The 16,788-nt window shown below is 25.5% G+C and carries 14 protein-coding genes and 1 pseudogene; 13 read left to right on the top strand and 2 right to left on the bottom strand.

The annotated features are described in order from the left end of the window. Nucleotides 1-16 precede the first annotated feature (16 nt). Complete coding sequence (locus tag ACYUDJ_RS17190; RefSeq protein WP_003486871.1) at nt 17-481, bottom strand: pyridoxamine 5'-phosphate oxidase family protein; 465 nt, start codon at nt 479-481, stop codon at nt 17-19. A gap of 319 nt (nt 482-800) precedes the next feature. Between ACYUDJ_RS17190 and ACYUDJ_RS17185 the strand changes: the two genes are divergently transcribed. Together ACYUDJ_RS17185 and ACYUDJ_RS17180 are read left to right on the top strand one after the other, a co-directional pair. Further along, nucleotides 801-1,016: a hypothetical protein gene (locus tag ACYUDJ_RS17185; RefSeq protein WP_003486868.1), complete on the top strand. Its 216-nt coding sequence runs from the start codon at nt 801-803 to the stop codon at nt 1,014-1,016. 37 nt (nt 1,017-1,053) lie between these two features. Then, nucleotides 1,054-1,482, top strand: coding sequence for an HIT family protein (locus tag ACYUDJ_RS17180; protein ID WP_003486866.1), 429 nt, complete (start codon nt 1,054-1,056; stop codon nt 1,480-1,482). Nucleotides 1,483-1,637: 155 nt separating this feature from the next. On the opposite strand, the gene ACYUDJ_RS17175 is transcribed toward ACYUDJ_RS17180, so the two are convergent. Beyond that, nucleotides 1,638-2,012, bottom strand: a complete 375-nt coding sequence (locus ACYUDJ_RS17175; RefSeq protein WP_003486863.1) for a phage holin family protein — start codon at nt 2,010-2,012, stop codon at nt 1,638-1,640. 326 nt (nt 2,013-2,338) lie between these two features. Between ACYUDJ_RS17175 and ACYUDJ_RS17170 the strand changes: the two genes are divergently transcribed. The 11 genes and pseudogenes from ACYUDJ_RS17170 to ACYUDJ_RS17120 all read left to right on the top strand — a co-directional run bounded on the left by ACYUDJ_RS17170 (nt 2,339) and on the right by ACYUDJ_RS17120 (nt 16,470). Beyond that, on the top strand, nt 2,339-3,097 hold the full coding sequence (locus tag ACYUDJ_RS17170) for a prepilin peptidase (RefSeq protein WP_043031783.1): 759 nt from the start codon (nt 2,339-2,341) through the stop codon (nt 3,095-3,097). 463 nt (nt 3,098-3,560) lie between these two features. Further along, a complete protein-coding gene (locus ACYUDJ_RS17165; RefSeq protein WP_052303004.1) occupies nt 3,561-4,127 on the top strand; it encodes an HMA2 domain-containing protein in 567 nt (188 codons plus the stop codon). Between the two features lie 13 nt (nt 4,128-4,140). Next, nucleotides 4,141-4,521, top strand: a complete 381-nt coding sequence (locus ACYUDJ_RS17160) for an HMA2 domain-containing protein (protein ID WP_003486857.1) — start codon at nt 4,141-4,143, stop codon at nt 4,519-4,521. Between the two features lie 31 nt (nt 4,522-4,552). Further along, nucleotides 4,553-6,754, top strand: coding sequence for a heavy metal translocating P-type ATPase (locus tag ACYUDJ_RS17155; RefSeq protein WP_042385257.1), 2,202 nt, complete (start codon nt 4,553-4,555; stop codon nt 6,752-6,754). Between the two features lie 3 nt (nt 6,755-6,757). Continuing rightward, entirely contained in the window at nt 6,758-7,585 is an 828-nt protein-coding gene (locus tag ACYUDJ_RS17150) for a hypothetical protein (RefSeq protein WP_003486853.1), read from the top strand. Nucleotides 7,586-7,631: 46 nt separating this feature from the next. Continuing rightward, a complete protein-coding gene (locus ACYUDJ_RS17145) occupies nt 7,632-7,910 on the top strand; it encodes a hypothetical protein (protein WP_003486851.1) in 279 nt (92 codons plus the stop codon). A 303-nt stretch (nt 7,911-8,213) separates the two neighbouring features. Beyond that, nucleotides 8,214-9,341: a YibE/F family protein gene (locus tag ACYUDJ_RS17140; RefSeq protein WP_003486849.1), complete on the top strand. Its 1,128-nt coding sequence runs from the start codon at nt 8,214-8,216 to the stop codon at nt 9,339-9,341. 393 nt (nt 9,342-9,734) lie between these two features. Beyond that, nucleotides 9,735-10,037 (top strand): annotated as a pseudogene (locus tag ACYUDJ_RS17135) (DUF3021 domain-containing protein). A 374-nt stretch (nt 10,038-10,411) separates the two neighbouring features. Then, nucleotides 10,412-11,779 carry a Trk system potassium transporter TrkA gene (gene trkA, locus ACYUDJ_RS17130; RefSeq protein WP_003486846.1) on the top strand — a complete coding sequence of 456 codons (1,368 nt, stop codon included), beginning with the start codon at nt 10,412-10,414 and terminating at the stop codon, nt 11,777-11,779. Then, a complete protein-coding gene (locus tag ACYUDJ_RS17125) occupies nt 11,776-13,221 on the top strand; it encodes a TrkH family potassium uptake protein (RefSeq protein ID WP_003486844.1) in 1,446 nt (481 codons plus the stop codon). Before trkA ends, ACYUDJ_RS17125 begins: the two co-directional genes overlap by 4 nt. 681 nt (nt 13,222-13,902) lie before the next feature. Then, nucleotides 13,903-16,470 (top strand): 3'-5' exonuclease, encoded by a 2,568-nt coding sequence (locus ACYUDJ_RS17120; protein ID WP_043031784.1) that lies wholly within the window; start codon nt 13,903-13,905, stop codon nt 16,468-16,470. Nucleotides 16,471-16,788 lie beyond the last annotated feature (318 nt).

Below are 16,788 nucleotides of genomic sequence, written 5' to 3'. Positions count from 1 at the left end.
GCAACTTCCTTATTTTTTATCTTTGGCCTTTACCTTCCATATGTTCTATTTCAATCTTTATAATTTTAATTTTATCTTGAGCTCTTTCTATGTAATCTGTACCTTCTTTTAAATAATCCTTTGAATATTTAGTTATAAGAGCTAGTAAAGCTTTTTTCTTTTCATCTTCAAATACTTCATAAGCTTTACCGAATATCATTACACTTTCATAATTTGTATCAAATTTTGAAGGAAGTAATTCTACATTATCTACAATAGAAAATGAAACTTTATTGTTCCCATTTATTGCTTCAAGTTTTTGGCCTTCTTTTGCACAATGAAAGTAAATAGCTCCATTATTGTAAGCAAAATTTAGTGGTACACCATAAGCATATCCATCATTAAGACATACCGAAAGAGTTCCATAATTAGCCTTTTTTAATAAGGAAATACTTTCTTCCTTATTTAGTTTTTTTTCTTTTCTTCTCATTTCTTTAAACATGTAAAGCCCCCTATTTCTAATATTATTGTATTATCTAATATTTTAACATTTAATTTTTATATATTAAAGTATACTTAAGCATTATATTATAGTTTTAAAAATTCTTTCAATGATATATTTAGAAGAAATACACAAAAATTATATTAATATTTTATTTAGTTATAATAAATAAATAATCTATGATTATAAAAAATTAAAATAAAAGCATACTATTATCAATGTTATTATAAAATTTTTCCACTTTATTTTGGACATAGATTGATTTATGGTTTATTATAAATATATAACTTTATATTTGTTAATGATTGGGGGAATATAATTGAATATAAGTAAAAGTGGCCTTACTTTTTTACAATTTGCACTTTCTTTTATAGTATATAAGTTAGTAATGAATTTTTTTAGCTTTAATTATAATTTATTTAGTGATAAGTTTAATATAGTTAAGTTATTTATAGATTTAGGATGTTGGCTTATAGTATATTTAATAGTATACTTTATTTCTACAAAGTTAATTATAATAAAAAAAGATAAATAGAATTTTATTTTAAATTTTTATAAAAAAGGAGATACGTATGAAAAACACTATGGAAAATTGTAATTTTTGCAAGATAATAAACAAGGAGAAAAAAGGTAATATAGTATATGAAAATGATTTGGTTTGCTGTTTTTTAGCAGAGGAACCTATTAATGAAGGACATATGCTAATAGCACCTAAAAAACACTATTTAGATTTAGATCAGCTGGATGATGAAACAGCTATAGAAATAATGAGAGTATCTAAAATTATGGTAAAGGTACTGAAAGATACATATAAATCAGATGGATATAGTATAATGCAAAATGGTGGAAGCTTTAATAATGTTGGTCATTATCATATGCATTTGTTTCCAAGATATAAAGGAGACAGTTTTAGTTGGAGCTATGGAGAAGAGGATAGTAGCACCCTTGAAGTTGTAAGTAAAAAAATACAACAACAATTAAAAGATTATGTAATAAAATAATTTATCCTTAAAGCAAAGTTATTTTAATATGTTTTCTAATTAGATTACTGAATAATTAATTATAAAAAAATTTTATTTAATTACAGTAGTATATTCTAAATATTAAAAAGACCTATTTAGTTATTTAACTAAATAGGTCTTTAGAGTTTATGTTTTTACATAACTCTTCCTGGCAGTATAGCATCTATAACACCAATGACTAAAGCTGCAATTATAGCACCTATTATAGAAACTCTCATGGTTGGTACTAAAAATTGAGTTAAATATATTATTATGGCTGATATAACAAATCCTTTTAGTCCTCTACCAAAAGGAGAGGCATCTACTCCCATAAGTTTTTCTACTAAATAATCTATAGCGCTTATGATTACAGCAGCCAATAGAACTGCCCAAAATCCATGTATAGTAAACCCAGGAGTAAAAAACGCAGTTACACTTAAAACAACCATAGATACTATTAATCTTATAATGTATCCCATTATTCCACTTGACATGTTATTTGAATCATTTTCTCTTTTTCTTTCATCCATTTTTTATACCTCCAATTTAAAACTATTACTATATATATTTTGTACATTATTTTAAAAAATATTATAAATTATCTAATATTTTTTAAAATAAAATATTTAAAATTTGTGTAACAATATAGTACAAGTTTTTTTATTAATTAATTAACATTCTAAGATTTAATAAATGATTGTAATTATTTATTATTTAAATCAAGCTATATTTAATGAATTTTATAGTGAAAAATAAAAAAGTATTATAATAGAGTTATTAAATTCTAATAAATGGTAATTATATAAGTATGATATAAAATATAGAATTTTTTTAAAATCTTATTGAAAGGTATGATATGAATATAATAGTTTTAATTTTAGGCATAATTATAGGAAGTTTTTTAAATGTATGTATCTATAGGATACCTAAAGGAGAATCTATAATTTATCCACCTTCTTATTGTGAAAAATGTGGTGTAAATATAAAGCTATATGATTTAATTCCAGTAGTAAGTTATATATTTTTAAAGGGAAGATGTAAATGTTGTAAAAATAAAATATCTTTAAGATGTCCTCTAGTAGAGCTATTAACAGGGATACTATTTTTAAGCATATATCATTTATGTGGTTTGAATTTTAACTTTATAAAATATATTATATTTGTTTCTTTTATAATTGTTATTGGATTTATTGACTTAGATACTACAGATGTATATAGTAAAACTACTATTAGTGCTATGATAATTGGAGTAATTTACATATTAATAGAAAAATTTTATTTTGGATATGGTATAAAAACATATATATATGCAGTATTATTGTGTACTATGGTTATAGGAACTATAATTTTCACAACTAAAGGAATGGGAAGTGGAGATTTAGATGTTTATATAGTAGTTTCTTTATTTTTAGGATTTAAAATTACTGCTATGACTATATTTTTTTCTTTTGTTTTTGGGGCTTTAATAGGAATTTTACTTATAGTTTCAAAGAGAAAGAGTAGAAAAGAGTATATACCCTTTGGGCCTTTTATAGCTATAGCTTCTATATTTTCCATACTATTTGGAGATAAAGTATTTTTATTTTATGTATCTTTTATAACAACCTATTTCTAAAATAGATAATATTATATATTATGAAAATAATATAATATTTAATAAAATATATTGATTTTTCCCATATTCATAAGTATTGAGATATATTATTATGAAAATAAAAATTGTAATGTATTACAATATATAAATTACAATTAAAAACAATGTTAACATTAGATTTTGAAAGTCTACAAGCTATAATAAATAGTTTGTAGATTTATTTTGTATATGAACTTTTATGTTTTGATTTAGAAATATGAAAAAAAGAAAATTGCTAAAAGATTAATTGATACAAAAAAATATTTAACTTTTGTATAAAAATTACGATAACTGAATATATTTTACAAATTATCTCATAAAAAAACAAAAAATTAAAAATAATTGAAATAAATATTGAAAATCAATATCAATAATGTATAATTAATCTATGTAAATATAGTTTAATTATGCTATAAAAGTGATTTTTTATTAAGGGGTGGAATTTTTGTATAATAATCTTTTGAAAACTTTAATCATGTCAGCAGGGCTGATAGCTTTAGATAAAGAGGTAAAAAAGAAAAAAGAAAATAATTTACCAAGTTTTAAAGGCTTATTAGAGATAAAGCACTATATACCAGGGAGAATTAGATTTTATTCTACTAGGATTAAAAATAATAAGGATACAGTGATTTTTTTAGGAGAACAATTAAATAAAATTCCTGTAATAGATTTAATGGATATAAATATAATTACAGGAACTGTTCTTATTAAATATAATACCAATGAAATAGAGCCTATGGTTATAATATCTATATTTATTAAGCTTTTAAATTTAGAAAAGGAAATTTCTAAGGAACCTAAAGATAGAATAGGAACGGAATTAGTAGAGGTTAAAAATAGTTTAAATAGAGCTGTATATGAAAAAACACAAGGAATTTTAAGTATGAAAACTATAATGTTTTTTATATTACTTTCCTACGGAATAAGAAGATATAGACAAAGACCGGATTTAATGCCTGGTGGAGTTACTTTAATGTATTGGGCATTAGGTTATTTAAATAAAATAGGATAATAGGGTGAATAATATGATAGATGTAAAAATATATGGGTTAGTATATACAAAAAGAATAAAAGTTTTACATAGCATAGAGGGAAGAGTAAGAATAAAGCTTCCAGATTTAGATAAGATACCAGAAAAATATAAAATTCACGAAGAAGATGTTATAAAAGCTGTAAAAATGTTAAATGGAATAAAGGATGTTTCTATAAATTATGTTATAGGTACATGTATTATAAATTATGATTCTAATTTAATAACAGCAGATAAAATATTAAGATGGATAAAAAAAATAATAAAAGTTAACATAGATAATATTAAATTATATGAACAGTATGGAGAGGAAAATCCAAAACAAGTTATAAATATTGTAGAAGAACAACTTAGATTAGAAATAAAAAATATATAAGAACAATGCAAAATATAAAGGAATGGTATTTATGAAGAAAAATAAAAAAGTACCCTTATTTAAATGTAATGTTATTCATAGCTTACCAGGTAGAGTAAGAATAGGTTGCAGAGCATTGAAATATTTAAAGGATTATGAAAAAAATATAGAAAAAAGAATAGCAAAAATTAATGTTATAAAATCTGTTAAAGTTAACATTTTAACTGAAAATGTATTAATAAATTATAAAAATGATATTGTAGATCAAGAGAATGTACTAGCTTTTATAGAAGAAGTACTATCTTACTATACAGTGGAAGCTCATAAAAAGGAAAGAGAAGCTTTTGCTAAAAAAACAGTAAAAGAAAGAGAAATTCAACAAGAATCTTTGCCACATATGATAAAAAGAATAGGAATTGCCACAGGAGCTTTAGCCTATTCTGTAATAAAAAAAGATGAAAATATAGGGTTACCCCTATATAAAAAGTTTACTACAGTACCAGCTTTAACTAGCTTATATTTATCTTATCCTTTCTTTAAAAGTGGAATTTCTTCTTTAAAAGAAGATTTAAGGCCTAATGCAGATGCTTTAACGGTGTCATCTATAATAGCTAGTTTACTGGCAGGTAATGGGGTATCTTCTTTAATGATAATTTTGTTATCAGACATTGCAGAGTTATTAACATCATATACTATGGTTCAAACAAGAAAGTCTATAGAAGATATGCTTTCTTTAAAAGAAGAATATGCTTGGAAACAGATAGAAGATGGATCAGTTTCTAAGGTGAAAATAGAATCTTTAAAGCCAGAGGATTTAGTTATAGTTCATGCTGGAGAAAAGATAACAGTAGATGGACAAGTAGTGTGTGGAGAAGCGGTGGTAGACCAATCTTCTGTAACAGGAGAATTTATTCCTGTTATAAAAAAAGAAAAGGATTCAGTTTTTGCAGGAACTCTAGTTAAAAATGGAGATATAACTATAAAAACTGAAAAAGCAGGAGATAAAACAGTAGTTTCAAGAATAGTTCATCTTGTGGAGGATGCTGTATATCAAAGGGCACCTATACAAAACTACGCAGATCAATTTTCAAGTTATTTAATACCCTTTAACTTTTTATTTGCAGGTATAACCTATTTAGCTACAAAGAGTTCTTCAAGAGCTTTAAATATGTTAGTAATTGACTTTTCTTGCGGGATAAGGCTTTCTACAGCAGCAGCATTCTCAGCAGCTATAAATACAGCTGTTAGAAATGGCGTACTTATAAAGGGTGGAAATTATATAGAAGCTCTGTCTAAGGCAGATACTTTAATATTAGATAAAACAGGTACACTTACAGAAGGCCGTCCAGAGGTTAAAACTATAATTAAAGCTAAAGATTATATGGATGAAAAAGAAATATTAGCTTTAGCAGCAGCGGCGGAAGAGGTTTCTAAACATCCTATGGCCGTAGCGGTGCTTAATAAGGCTAGAGCTTTAGCTTTAGAAATACCTAAACATAAAGATACTAAAAACCATATTTCAAGAGGTATAGAAACTATAGTAGGGGAAGATTTAATTAGAGTTGGAAGTAAAAACTTTATGATAGAAAATAAAATAGATGTTTCATTTATGGAAGAAAAATTAGAGAAAAACTTTACTACTGGACAAAATATAATATATGTATCTAAAAATAAAAAACTTCTAGGATCTATAATTATAGAGGATAAAATGAGAGAGAATATGAAAAAATCCTTAAATAATTTAAGATATCAAGGTATAAATGAAATGATACTTTTAACTGGGGATACTAAGGAACAGGCGGAAACTGTAGCTACAAAAATGGGAGTCGATAGTTTTGAAGCAGAACTTTTACCAGAAGATAAGGCGAAGGCTATTTTAAAACTTCAATCTAAAGGTTCAGGAGTAATTATGATAGGTGATGGAGTAAATGATGCACCAGCTTTATCTTATGCAGATGTAGGAATTTCATTAGGAAAAGGAACCACAGATGTGGCTATGGAGACTTCTGATATAACAGTGCAATTAGACAATCCTATGGTAATACCAGAAATAACAGTAATGTCTAAAAAGACTATGGATATAATAAGCGAAAACTTTGGAATAGTTTTAAGTATAAACTCTTTGGGGCTTATTCTTGGAGCTGCTGGAGTGTTACCAGTATTTTGGGGAGCAGTACTTCATAATTCTAGTACAATTTTTGTAGTAGCTAATTCATTAAGATTATTCTTTTATAATTTTGAAAGGAGCATTTAGCTTATGGATAATCCTTCTATATATATAGCTCATAGAATGCATAATAGAATAAGACTAAAGCTATCTCATCCTATAAGAAATGTAGATAGAGTAAAAAAAGATATAGAAAATAAGCAGGGGATAGTATCCTTCGAATATTCAGAGATTACTCGTTCTATACTTATACATTTTGAGTCCTTAAAGATTGATATGGTAGAAGTTATAGTAAGAGTATCTATAGAATACTCAAAAGAATATAATTTATCCCCTATAAAAGTTTTAAATAAAAATAATTGCAATAGTATGCCTAAAGGAGCTTATTATTCAGTAGGGGTAATTTTAGCATCCTATATATTGAAAAGTGTATCTCCTAGAAAAGGCGTGCATACAATTTTAAATTGGTTATCTGTAGGAAGCACAGCTAGTGCAATAGTAGAGCATGCTTTAATGGAAATAAAAAATAAAGGAAGTTTTGATCCAGAAGTAGTATCTGTAATGTATTTATTTGATTCTGTAAGAAAAGGAAATTATTTAGGAGCTGCTTTTATAACTTGGATAACTACATTTGGTAGGCATCTAGTAAATAGATCCTATGGAGGAATAGTTTTAAATATAAAAGAATTTGAAGAATCTAGAACTAAAGAAAAATATTATAATGTAGAGTTTGAAGAATATAGGAACATAGAAAATAAAATAGATTTAGTAAAAGAATTTGCATCTGAATGCATACAATGTGAAAACAATAATCTTTGCAAAAATAATGTGATGGTAAATAAAACTATTATGAAAAATTTTAGTAAGGATATAAGCTGTAACAGAGGACAAGCTATAAACAGATTTTTATTAAGCTAGCTATTAAAATAATATATAAAATTAAACAACAAAGGAGAGGATTCATATGTTTTCAAACATTAATAATGATCATATTAAGGGAGCTTTAGTAGGAGTAGGAGTTTGTGCTGCAGGATATTATGTTTATAAAAAAAGACAAACTCAAATAGATGATTTCTTAAAAAAACAAGGAATAAATGTAGCTTCTAAAAGCAATAAAGATTACTCACAAATGTCTTTAGAAGAACTAATGGAGACCAAGGAATTATTAGAAGATTTAATAGCTGAAAAAGAAATAACAACTTGTTCTAGTGAAGGATGCTGCGAAACAGTAGAAGCTGAATAATTTATTTTAGTAAAAAATTGATATTAAATTTAGAGAATGCCTTATAGAGTAGCCAATAAAAAGTCTGCTCTATGAGGTATTTTTGTTTTAAATAATAAATATTAATACCCTATTAGTAATTAAATAAATTTCATATAATTTATATTAAATTTATTTAATTCATAGTATTTTAAATAAAAGAAAAGTTAAGCTATGTTATAATTAAATCTATATGTTAAGAATAAATGATATATTTTAATACTAAATATATAAGTAGAATTAAGGAAATTATTTTATTAAAGGACCATTGTAGGAGATGAGGAAATGAATTTTACAGACATGTTAAAAAGGAACATAAAAAAATTAACCAAGTCTGATATTAAAGTAATAGTCTTAACTATCATAGTTATAGTTGGTATGTTAATGCCTAGTTCCTATATAAGAAAAGAAGCTATACATGGAAAGATTATAGAAGTAGAAAATAATGAAGGAGAAAAAAGGCAACTTTCGAGAAGTAAAGTAAAGGTGAAAATTTTAAATGGCAAATATAAAGATAAAGTAATAGATATGGACAATTTAGTTAGTGATAAGACTTATCATGAAACCTATGCAAAAAAGGGAAATGAGGTACTAATAAATATAGAAGAGGATAATAAAGATAACATAAAAAAAGCATATATATATGAAGTTGTAAGGTACAAATATTTGAAAGGAATAATTATATTATTTTTAGTTTTACTAAGTCTTTTAGGAGGAATGCAGGGGATACGTTCAGTTTTAGCGTTACTTATAACTACATATTCAGTTCTTAAAATACTTATACCATTAATAATGTCAGGATTTAATCCAATATTAGTTTCTATAATTATATGTATAGGAGTTAGTATCTTAAATTTACTCATAATAAGCGGCAAAAATAAAAAAAGTTTAGCAGCTATTATAGGAACCTTAGGCGGAGTCATGGTGGCAGGAATTATAGCTCTTATAAGCAGCAATATACTTCAAGTAATAGGCCTTACAGATGAAGAAGCCCAAATGCTTATATATATAACTGGAAATCCAAAATTTAATTTTAGAGGATTATTGTTTTCAGGAATACTTATGGGAGCATTAGGTGCAGTAATGGATATAAGTATGTCTATAGCATCATCTATGAAAGAAGTAAAAATAAATAATCCAGAAATAAGTAAAAAACAACTTGTAAAAGCAGGATTTAATGTAGGGAGAGATATAATGGGAACTATGGCTAATACTCTTATTTTAGCCTATGCAGGAGGAGCTATGTATACTTTGTTACTTATATCTTCCTATAAATTACCATTTGAAAGAATGCTAAATCAAGATGTAATGGCAGCAGAAATAATACAAGCTCTATGTGGTAGTATAGGATTAATATTTACAATACCTATAACTACATTAGCTGTAAGTTTAATAGGTATAGATAAAGAATAATTTAGGAGGATTGAGGATTCATGAATTTTAATTATCATGCAAATAATTAAGGGTATAGTTCATAAATTTTAGTTATAAATTAAAGTATTTAAAAGGGATGGTTCATGAAATTTAGTTATAATTTAAAATAATTAATAGTGATATTTAATTAAATTTATTTAAAATAGCATATCAAAATTAATTTTAAGGGGATAGTTTTTTTATATTAAAGAACTATCCCTAAATTATTACCGCTTATATAAAACATAAGACCGCTTATTGCTATTTTATAGGAGATAGAAAACAGTTATAATATAAAAAAGGATTATACGGTATAGCTGTAGGTGTATTTATAAATCAAGTTATTTTTGCAATTATAGCATTAAAGGAAGGGGTACAAGGATATGTGTTAGTATGATGTTTAATCAATTTATAATATCAGCTATACTAGGTTTTAAACTTGCGGCTTCATCTATTGTATTTGATATGGAACCTTGGAGTTTATTAAAGCAAACAATAGCTCATTTTATAATTTTTAGTTTTATATATTTTTCTATAGCTATTTGTGGAAGATAGATACCAAAGGGAAATATAGCAAGAATAAAGTATATTGTTTTATATGTAATGATATATATAATAGCATGGTTTGTTTTCAAAGCTTACTGGAAGAGAAAAACTATAGAAATTAATAAAAAATTGGAACTGAGACATAAATAAAGAAATTTAGAAGAACTGCCATAATATTAGAGTTTTGAGGAAAAGTAAAGGTTATAGTAGAAATACATTAGATAAAGTAGTTTTATGTTTAAAATAGAAGATAACAAGAGAAAAATTAAAATAAATAAAAATATTTGAAGCTTATGGGCTTTAGAAAAATACATTTTAGAAAAATTTGTATTATAATTATTGGGGACATGACGACTTATATAATATAGTGTTATTTTAATTATTTATTAGAGCAATAAATATAGTATTAAAATAAAAAAATTAGGTCTATGAATTAGCGTATTTTTATAACCTTATTTTTTATTTTTTTATATATTTTTATATGTAATATATATCTAGTTAGTGAAAGGACAGGTAAAAGAAAAATGCATATTATAATTGTAGGAAATGGAAAGGTAGGTTACACTTTAGCAAAGCACTTATCTCAAGAAAATAATGATGTAATTGTTATTGATAAAAATGTTGAAGCACTTCAAAAGGCTATGGATAATCTTGATGTAATGTGTATTAAAGGCAATGGTACAAGAGTAAATGTGCTTAAGGAGGCTGAAGTTAGTAGAGCAGATGTAGTAATTGCAGTTACTAATAGTGATGAGAGAAATATGCTTTGTTGTTTAGCAGCTAAGAGATTTGGAGCAAAACATACCATAGCAAGAATTAGAGACCCAGAATATGCAGAGGAGCTTACAATGCTAAAAAGAGAGCTAGAAATTGATATGATTATTAATCCAGAAAAAGAAGCAGCCCTTGAAATTGCACAACTTATAAAATTTCCAACGGTATCTAGTGTAGAAAATTTTGCTCAGGGCAAAGTAGATTTAGTTAGTTTTAGATTAGGAAAAGAAGACTTTATAGCAGGAAAATCTATTTCTGATATTGATTTAAAAAAATGCTCTGTGTTATTTTGTGCTGTTGAAAGGGATGGCAGAGTATTTATGCCTACAGGTGATTTTATACTTAAAAGTAATGACAAGGTATATGTTATAGGAGATCACGAGAATATAATATTGTTTTTCAAATATTTAGGTAAACACCAGAATAAAATTAAAAGTGTAATGGTAATAGGAGGAGGAAGGATAACTTATTATCTTACTAAATTAATTAACAAAGTTGGTGCTAATATAAAAATAGTTGAGAAAAATTATTCTAAATGTAAAGATTTGAATGAAACATTACCAGAAGCCATTATTATAAATGGAGATGGTACAGAACAAGAACTTTTAGAATCAGAAAGTTTAAAAGATGTAGATGCTTTTATAGCTCTAACAGATAGAGATGAAGAAAATATTATAGCATCTTTATTTGCATTAAATGCTAATATACATAATGTTATAACGAAGATAACAAAGGTAAATTATAATCATATAGTTAAAAATATTGGAGTTGAAAGTGTTATAAGTCCTAAAACTTTAACGGCTAATAAAATAATTACATATGTAAGAGGATTGAAGAATAAAAAAGGAAGTTTTATTGAAAATTTATATAAAATAGTAGGAGAGCAAGCTGAGGCAGTGGAATTTGCAGCTAATGGTACTACTAAATGTCTAAATATAGCTTTAAAAGATATAAAGATAAAAAAAGGAGTATTGATTGCTGCTATAGTTAGAAATAAACATATAATAATTCCTAATGGGGAGGACTCTATAAGAGATGGAGATAATGTTATTATAGTAACAGAAGAAAATAATATAATGGATATTAATAATATACTAGAGGGAGGAAACTTGATATGAACTACCCAATAGTATTTAAAGTATTAGGAAATGTAATAAAATATGAAGCTTTAGTTATGATGTTTCCCCTTATAGTATCCTTCTATTATGGTGGCAAAGATGCCAATAGTTTTATAATAACTATTGGCATAATGCTGTGTACTGCAGTTATAATGTCAAATATTAAGTCTAAAAATAGAACTTTTTATGCTAAAGAAGGTTTTTTATCTGTTTCCATTTGTTGGATAGTTATATCTTTATTTGGAGCTTTACCATTTTATATAAGTGGAGCGATACCTTCTTTTGTAGATTGTATATTTGAAACAGTGTCAGGATTTACAACTACAGGAGCTACTATTTTAACAGAAGTAGAATCTTTACCTAGAGGAATATTGTTTTGGAGAAGTTTTACACATTGGATAGGTGGTATGGGAATATTAATATTTACATTAGCATTAATGCCTTCTATAGGTGGTACTACAATACATCTTTTAAAGGCAGAAAGCCCAGGGCCTACTCCAGGAAAAATTGTTCCAAGGATAAAAGAAACAGCCAAAATAATGTATTTAATATATTTTGCTATGACTATAATACAAATAAGTTTACTTTTAATTGCAGGTATGCCATTCTATGATACATTGATACATGCCTTTGGTACAGCTGGCACTGGTGGATTTTCTAGTATGAATAGTAGTGTAGGAGCATATAATAATGTGTATATAGAAGTTATAATAACAGTATTTATGATATTGTTCGGTGTTAATTTTAATGTATATTTTCAACTAATAGCAGGAAATATCAAACAAGCTTTTAAAAATGAAGAAGTAAAATATTACATAGGTATGGTATTGCTTGCTATGATAGTAATAGCCTTTAATATTAAAGGAATGTATGGAGGATCTTTAAAGGAAGGTTTTAGGCAATCATCTTTCCAGGTAGCCTCTATTGTAACAACTACAGGTTATGCTACTACTAATTTTGATTTGTGGCCAACCCTTAGTAAGTCAATATTAGCTCTATTAATGCTTACAGGATGTTGTGCAGGTTCTACCGGTGGGGGAATTAAAACTGTTCGTATAGTACTTTTGTTTAAAGCTATGAAAAGAGAAATAAATAAAATTATTCATCCAAGAATGGTTAATTCAGTAAAATTAGATGGTAAGGTTGTAGAGGATGAAACTATATCACAGGTAGGATTATTTGTATTTGCTTATGTTAGTATAATTGTAATAGCAGTGCTTTTAGTATCAGTAGATGGTATGGATATAGAGACTACACTTTCTTCAGTTCTTGCAACTATAGGTAATATAGGGCCTGGCTTCAAGGTGGTAGGACCTATAGGCAATTTTAGCAGCTATTCACCTTTTAGTAAAATAGTATTTTCATTTTGTATGTTGGCAGGAAGATTAGAAATATATCCAATGCTAGTAATGCTAAGACCTTCAAGAATGAGAAAAATATAATACAGTTTAATCCATAGTAATATAAAAATAACAGATGGGATATTAAGACACATTTAATTTTAAAAGAGCAATTATAAAAAACACTTTGTAAATTTTATTTATATAGTTACAAAGTGTTTTTTATATTAAAATTAAATATTTTTTATTTTGAGATATCCTCTTTTTATAATTCAGTTGTAATATTTAATAGATAACTATTAATTTATTTTACTAATATGGCAACTTAATTCATATTTATAATTCTGAAATATTTTTAGCCTATTCCACTATAAAATAATCCTAGTATCTAGTATAATGACAGCTAATGTTTAATGATAAATACGTATTTTTACAGTATTATAAATATGGGACCTAATTTTTTTAAGTTAACTTTACAAAAAAGCAAAGGATCACTTGAAAATAAATTAAATATATATTTATATAGTGTTTTTATAATAATAGATTACCTATGATAGAATATAAGAAGATGTATATAATGTGTCTTAATTATAGGTGGAGTTTTATTAAAAATAATATATGTTATTATATGAAGCGTATAAGAATTTATTTATGCTCGTATTAATGAAGGCTTATATAAGGAGTACTACTAATAGGCTATATAGTATGAATTCTATAATTTTATAAAAAATAACATAAATATATTTAATAATAGAAAGCAAGGTATAATTGGAGGTGAAACTTATGTTAGATATATATTTTAATGATAAACAGCAAAAGGTAATAGATACATTAGATAAAAATATACTTCTTTTGTCTTCAGCAGGTACAGGAAAAACAAAAACATTAAGTAGTAGAATAGGAAATATAATAGATAAAAGTTTAGCTTCAGGGGATGAAATACTTTGTTTAACTTTTACTAACAGAGCATGCAAGGAAATGAAAGAAAAAATAATAGAAACAGTAGGAAAAGAAGGATTAAAAGTTACTGTAAAGACTTTTCATAGTTTTTGTTTTGATGTAATAAAAAAGGAAGCAAAAAAGAATACGGATATTTCCTTTGATTTTACTATATATGATGAAGAAGATACAAAGGAAATAATAAGTGAATTAAATCCATATAAATTTAATGTTTTTTGTCTCCAAAGATTTATAAATATGGTAAAAGAAAAAAGTATAAATTATAAAGAGAGAGATTATAAAGATGTTATAGACACTATGATAAAATATAATACAAATATATTTAATGATATATGTAAAAATGAAAAATATATGATAGATAAAACCTTGGTAGATTATTTAAAAATATATGGATACTTAATGGTAACAAGTTATGATAAAAAGCTATATGAAAGGCATGGATTGGATTTTAATGATTTAATAATAAAGGTTTATGATTTATTTCAAAATGATAGAATAGCTACATATTGGAAACAAAAATATAAATTTATTCATATAGATGAAGTACAGGATACTAGTGAAGTAGAATATAATATAGTTTCAAAACTATTTAAAAACAATAATATAATGATTAGTGGTGATTATTATCAGACTATATATGAATGGAGAGGATCTAATCCATCAATAATATTTGATAAGTATAGAAAAGAATATAATCCAGAATTTATAGTTTTTGATAAGAACTATAGATCTTCAGAAATATTATTAAAAGCATCTTATGAATTTTTAATAAATGCTTTTGGACAAGGTGTAAATGAAATATATAAAGAAGGTATAGAACCTAAAGCTAACATAAAAGGGGATTTAATAGAATTTAAGAAAGCTTATGATTTTATGGAAGAGGCAGCTTTCATATTTAATAGAATAAAATCTTTAAACCTAGAGAATCTTTCAAGAGTTGCTATATTAACTAGGAATAATAGAATAAATATAGCTTTAAGTGAAAAATTTAAAATATTAAATTCAAAGCTTCCAAAAGAAGAGAGAATAGGATTTCTTTTGGTGGATGAATTTAAGTTTTTTAGAAGAGGGGAAATAAAGGATGTATTAGCTTATTTAAAACTTATAGTAAATGATTTTGACAATAATAGTTTGAAAAGAATATTAAAAAAATTTGGAAAAGGTATAGGAGAAAAGACTATAGAAGAGATAGAAAAAGAAGAAAATATAAAAATAGGTGTAAGACTTACAGATTTAATTCATAAAAATACTCAAGAATATGGAGATTATTATGAGCTTTTAACTAGAGAATTAGATAATGAAAATGTAGCAGTTTTTGATGTGGAAAGCACAGGAATTAACACTACAGAGGATGAAATAGTGCAAATTGCAGGTATAAAAATAAACAATAAAGGGGAAGTTATAGAAAAATTTGAAAGGTTTTTGACGCCTAAGAAATATGTAGGAGATTCTTATTTAGTACATGGTTTTAGTGATCAATTTTTAAAAGAAAAGGGAGAGGATAAAGAGAGAGTTTTAAAGGATTTTTTAGAATTCGTAAAAGACACAGTGGTAATTGGGCATAATATAACCTTTGATATAACTATATTAAATAGTGAACTTCAAAGATTAGGTTTGGAAAAAGCAAATTTTAAAACCTATTATGATACTTTAGATATAGCAAGACGGTTTTATCCAAGCCTAACTAATCATAAATTAGAAACTCTAAGTAAGTTATTTAATACAGAAACAAAATCTAGTCATGATGCCATGGATGATATATTAGCTACAAAGGATGTTCTTATGGTTATGTTAAAGGAAAAAGTTGAACCTACCATAATAAATAGGATGGCAGTGTACGGAAAATATATTAAAAAATTTCAACCTATATATGAAGAGATAACTAATTTAAAAGAATTAAGTTATATAAAAAATCCAAAGGATATAATAGGAGAAATAGTTAATAAAACAAAGATAAAAGAAATATACAAAGACCAATATACTAAGATAAACAATTTGAGGGAATTTTTTGTTATAGCTAAAGAAATAGAAAATAAAGAAACATGCCCAAGAGATAATTTAATAGAGTTTTTAAAAATAACTTCTTTGTCCAATAGCGAATTAGATAGAATGCTTATAAAGTATCCAAGGGTACCAATAATAACAGTACACCAAGCAAAAGGGTCAGAATTTGATTATGTATTTTTGGCTGGACTTCAAAATAATATATTTCCAAATTATATGGCGGTAAAAGAAGGAAATGAAATAGAAGAGAAAAGACTATTTTATGTAGCTATGACTAGGGCAAAGAAATCTTTATACCTAAGCTTCTCAGAATACGAACATAATAGAAGAAAAGCTAAAAGTATGCTTATAGATTATATACCTAAAGATTATTTGAAGTATATTTAATAAATATTACTGAGATATTTATGATAAGAATTTCATAGAAAGTATAAAAATTAAAGATAATATTGAGAATAATTTATAGTTTAAAGCCACATTAAGAAAAATATAATCAAAATATTTCTACTTAATGTGGCTTTTTTATAGAATAATGCCTATAGACATTATATTCCTCTATGGGGTTATTTTTATTCATGAAAGACCTCCATAATTTTTATTTTTCATAAAAACTAACTAGATTTTTGCATAATAGTTTATAAAATTACCTTTCTAAAAGAATATATAATAGTTGCTTAAAACTATTCAGATAAACATTCACTTAAG

It is taken from the genome of Clostridium sp. CTA-6 (assembly GCF_054768115.1).
This window is presented reverse-complemented; position numbering and strand designations above follow the sequence as displayed.

Bases quoted from the DNA above. Each gene is read 5' to 3' on its own strand.
- ACYUDJ_RS17125 (WP_003486844.1), top strand. From the start codon at position 11,776: ATGAACTACCCAATAGTATTTAAAGTATTAGGAAATGTAATAAAATAT.
- ACYUDJ_RS17190 (WP_003486871.1), bottom strand. From the start codon at position 481: ATGTTTAAAGAAATGAGAAGAAAAGAAAAAAAACTAAATAAGGAAGAA.
- ACYUDJ_RS17150 (WP_003486853.1), top strand. From the start codon at position 6,758: ATGGATAATCCTTCTATATATATAGCTCATAGAATGCATAATAGAATA.
- ACYUDJ_RS17155 (WP_042385257.1), top strand. From the start codon at position 4,553: ATGAAGAAAAATAAAAAAGTACCCTTATTTAAATGTAATGTTATTCAT.
- ACYUDJ_RS17170 (WP_043031783.1), top strand. From the start codon at position 2,339: ATGAATATAATAGTTTTAATTTTAGGCATAATTATAGGAAGTTTTTTA.
- ACYUDJ_RS17145 (WP_003486851.1), top strand. From the start codon at position 7,632: ATGTTTTCAAACATTAATAATGATCATATTAAGGGAGCTTTAGTAGGA.
- trkA (WP_003486846.1), top strand. From the start codon at position 10,412: ATGCATATTATAATTGTAGGAAATGGAAAGGTAGGTTACACTTTAGCA.
- ACYUDJ_RS17120 (WP_043031784.1), top strand. From the start codon at position 13,903: ATGTTAGATATATATTTTAATGATAAACAGCAAAAGGTAATAGATACA.
- ACYUDJ_RS17160 (WP_003486857.1), top strand. From the start codon at position 4,141: ATGATAGATGTAAAAATATATGGGTTAGTATATACAAAAAGAATAAAA.
- ACYUDJ_RS17180 (WP_003486866.1), top strand. From the start codon at position 1,054: ATGAAAAACACTATGGAAAATTGTAATTTTTGCAAGATAATAAACAAG.
- ACYUDJ_RS17140 (WP_003486849.1), top strand. From the start codon at position 8,214: ATGAATTTTACAGACATGTTAAAAAGGAACATAAAAAAATTAACCAAG.
- ACYUDJ_RS17175 (WP_003486863.1), bottom strand. From the start codon at position 2,012: ATGGATGAAAGAAAAAGAGAAAATGATTCAAATAACATGTCAAGTGGA.